At 71.1% G+C, this 3,983-nt stretch carries 3 protein-coding genes; all 3 read right to left on the bottom strand.

The genetic code is table 11. The features are described 5' to 3' along the window. On the bottom strand, positions 1-965 hold a 965-nt coding region (locus ABF821_RS09765; RefSeq protein ID WP_415529879.1), incomplete at its 3' end, for a helicase HerA domain-containing protein. After that, positions 962-2,200, bottom strand: a complete 1,239-nt coding sequence (locus ABF821_RS09770; protein ID WP_415529880.1) for an NAD(P)/FAD-dependent oxidoreductase — start codon at positions 2,198-2,200, stop codon at positions 962-964. The genes ABF821_RS09770 and ABF821_RS09765, both read right to left, overlap by 4 nt. Positions 2,201-2,257: 57 nt before the next feature. After that, a complete protein-coding gene (locus ABF821_RS09775) occupies positions 2,258-3,595 on the bottom strand; it encodes an amidohydrolase family protein (protein WP_183008036.1) in 1,338 nt (445 codons plus the stop codon). Between the last annotated feature and the right edge of the window lie 388 nt (positions 3,596-3,983).

Here is a 3,983-nt window from a genome sequence, read left to right on the forward strand (position 1 = left end):
ATCTCGGCCTCTACCGCCGCCGAGGCCGCGTGGGCCGCGAGTTGCGCCAGAATAGCGGGCGGGGGCGGGGCGGGCGGGCGGGCCGGACGGGGCAGGCTCTCGCGGTCCGGCAGTTTCGCCAGGATCAGGTCGCGAATATCCTCGGGCGGCGCGGCCGGCCCCATGGGCAGCAGCGTCGGCCCGGCGGACCGGCTTTCGGTCTCCACGTCGCCGATGCGCACCGGCACCGGGCGGCGATAGAGCGCCGGGCCGAGTGCCACGAAATAGCCCCGTTCCAGATCGCGGAAGCTCTCGGCCTGCCGGCGCTCCATGCCCAGCAGGTCGGCGGCGCGCATCATGTCGATATCGAGGAAGGTACGCCCCATCAGGAAGTTGGACGCCTCGGCGGCCACGTTCTTGGCCAGCTTGGCCAGGCGCTGGGTGGCGATCACCCCCGCTAGGCCGCGCTTGCGGCCACGGCACATCAGGTTGGTCATGGCGCCCAGCGAGGCGCGCCGGGCCTCGTCCGTCACCTCGCCGGCGGCGGCGGGGGCAAAAAGCTGCGCCTCGTCCACCACCACCAGGACGGGGTACCAATATTCGCGCCCGACCTCGAACATGCCGCCCAGGAAGGCGGCCGCGCGGCGCATCTGCACCTCGGCGTCCGCGCCTTCCAGATTCAGCACCACCGAGGCGCGATGCACGCGCATGCGCTCGCCGGCCGCCTGCAACTCGGCCTCGGTATGGGCCGAGCCGTCGATCACCAGATGGCCGAACCGTTCCGCCAGACTGACGAAATCGCCTTCGGGGTCGATGATCGCCTGCTGCACCAGCGTTGCCGACTGCTCCAGCAGGCGCCGCAGCAGGTGGGATTTGCCCGACCCCGAATTGCCCTGCACCAGCAGGCGGGTGGACAGCAGTTCCGCCAGGTCCATGACCGCCGGGCCGCCGCCCCGTATATCCCCAATCGTGATCGAAACCGTCATGGGCAGGACGGATACCGTTCCTTGCCCCCCTCCTGCAACCAGTCGCGCACGCCATGGGCTGCCGCGCGGCCGGTCGCGAAGCAGGCTTGCAACAGATAACCGCCCGTCGGGGCTTCCCAATCCAGCATCTCGCCCGCCACGAACACGCCCGGCAGCGCGCGCAGCATGAAGCGCGCATCCACCGCATCCGCCCTGACGCCACCGGCCACCGAGATCGCCCGGTCCAGCGAATCGGGCGCGGTCAGCGTGACCGGCACTGCCTTGATCAGCCGCGCCAGCGACGGCGCGTCGCGGGGCGGAGCGTCCGGCCCCTCGCGCAGCAGTGCCACCGCGACCGGTGGCAGGCGCAACGCCTTGCGCAGCGTGTTCGACAGGCTCTCGCGCCCCCGGACCCGGGCCAGGCGTTCGGCCAGCGCGGCCTCGGTCATGTCGGGACGCAGATCGACCATCAGGCGCGCCTGCCCCTCGGCGGCGATCCGGTCGCGCAGCAAGGCCGAGAGGGCGTAGACCGCCCCGCCTTCCAGCCCCCGCGCCGTCACCACCGCCTCGCCGCGCACGGTCGGGCCGCCGCTCTCGGGCGTCAGCGCGATGCCGCGCAGCGGCGTGCCGGCGAAACGCGCGCGCAGCGTGTCGCTCCAGTCGGTGCGAAAGCCGCAATTGGCGGGGTGGAACGGTGCCAGTTCCACGCCCGCCCCGGCGAGCAGGCCCGTCCATGCGCCATCGGAACCCAGGCGGGTCCAGCTTGCCCCGCCCAGCGCCAGCACGACCGCGTCGGCGGCCAGTACGCGCTCGCCCTGCGGCGAGACCACGCGCACCCGCCCCGGCCCGTCCCAGCCGGTCCAGGCGTGGCGGGTCAGGATCGTCACCCCCTGCTCCGCCAGTCGCGCGCCCCAGGCCCGCAGCAGCGGCGACGCCTTCATCGCCTGGGGGAACACCCGCCCGCTGCTGCCGACGAAACAGGGCTGGCCCAGCCCTGCCGCCCAATCGCGCAAATCATCGGGGGAAAAGGCCTGCAAGGCAGGCTCCAGCCACGGACGTGCGACACCGTAGCGGGTCAGGAAACGCTCCAGCGATTCGGAATGGGTCAGATTCAGCCCGCCCCGGCCGGCCATCAGCATCTTGCGGCCGATGGTCGGCATGCGTTCCACCACCGTCACGGTGCATCCGCCGGCAGCCAGGGCCTCGGAGGCGGCCAGACCGGCCGGTCCGCCGCCGATCACCACGATATGGGCCATGCTGTTCCTGCTCCCTCGCACACTACCCGCCGGGCCGGCGCGCGCGGGCGGCCGGGATCAGCGGGGGACCAACGGCCCCTCGGTCCGCGCACCGCGATGCCAGACCTGCTCGATCCTGTCGACTGCGGTAATGTCCGCCGCCGGATCGCCCGAGACCACCACCAGGTCGGCCCAGCGGCCCGGCAGCAGGATGCCCCGGTCGTCCAGATGCATCAGCGCCGCCGCATTGCCGGTCGCGACCGCCAGCGCCTCCATGGGCGTCAGCCCCGCCGCCACCATCAGCTTGAGTTCGCGATGTTCGGCGAAACCGGGAATCCGGGTGGGCGAGGCGCCGGAATCGGTGCCGAAGCCGATATGGATGCCCGACCGGTAAAGCGTGACCAGATTGCGCTCGTTGAGCGCCAGCGCCTTCTTCGCCGCTGCCGTCAGGGGGGCCGCCAGGATCTTCGCCCGCCAGGCCGGGTCGGCGAACTGCGCCCGCAGGGCGGGGTCCAGGCCGGCCGACAGGAAGGGGTCATCCAGCCATTCGGGATGTTCGGCGAAGATGTAGTTCGCCTCGTCCAGGTCCAGGGTGGGGATGTACCACGCCCCCTTCTGCTCCATCAGCATGATGAAGTCGGTATCGACCGGCAGGTCGCGCACCCCGTGGGCGATGATATCGGCCCCGGCGGTGACCAGCGCCTTGGCATCGGCGAGGTCGTGGATATGGGCTGCGACGCGAATCCCGCGCGCATGCGCGCGTTCGATCACCGCGCCGTAGATCACGGGGTCGATCTTGGGATAGCCCTTGGCCCCCGGCACGCCATTGCGGAAATCATCCACCCAGATCTTCACCAGATCCGTACCCTCGTCGGCCATGCGATCGACGGCGGCCTGAGCCTCGGCCACGCTGGTCGGGCGATAGACCTGGTCCGCCCCCAGATGGAACATGCCCTGCGGCGGCACGCCATCCGGCGCGCCGATGCCCTGATCGACCCCGAACAGGTCGGCCCCCGGATTGCGCCCGGCATGCTGCTCCTGCCGCAACTGGTCGAACAACGGGGATTTGTTGAGGCCCAGCGAAACCACGGTCAGCACGCCATAGCGTTCGTACTGCTTCAACTGCGCCAGGATATTCTCGCGCGTGTAATTGGCACCGTCGTCCGTCGTGCCCTTCACCAGCCCGGTATGGCTGTGATCGGAAATCAGGCCCGGCACGATCGTCCGGCCGGTCAGGTCCACGACCTTCGCGCCCGGTGCCGCGACCGTGCCGGAGGCCCCTACCGCCGCGATCCGGCCATCGCGGATCAGCAATGCGCCGTCAGCGAGCGGCGCCCGGCCGGTGCCGTCGATGATCGTGGCATGTTCCAGCAGGACCGGCTGCGCCGCCCGCGCGCCCGATGCGCCCGTCAGCATGGCCCCCAGCGACAGGGCCACGCCGAAGGGGATCGCCCAGAGGGAGAGTGATCGGGTGGAGAACGATCGGATAGGGACCGCACGGAACCGGATGCGTTTCCCGTCGATGCGTGTTGCGCTCTTCATGTCGGTCCCCTGCCCTTCCTGCCCCGGTATCTCCGGCCCCCACTGTTAAGTGGGATGGTCAGGATGTCCAGACCGGCCGTCCATCAACGATACGCGGCCGGAAGGCGATGCACGCCCCCTCATTTTTTTGTGCGCAGGCAGGCGCGACGCGCGCGGCGGTACCGGGCCGTCGGGGTGCGCGCCGGCGGCGAGCCGGCGCGCGGGCCCCGTGCGCATCAGAAGCGGGCGCGGACCGGTGCGCAGCACTGGCGCCGCGCGCCCG

Origin of the sequence: Gluconacetobacter sp. (assembly GCF_047721585.1) — a bacterium.
GTDB lineage: Bacteria > Pseudomonadota > Alphaproteobacteria > Acetobacterales > Acetobacteraceae > Gluconacetobacter > Gluconacetobacter dulcium.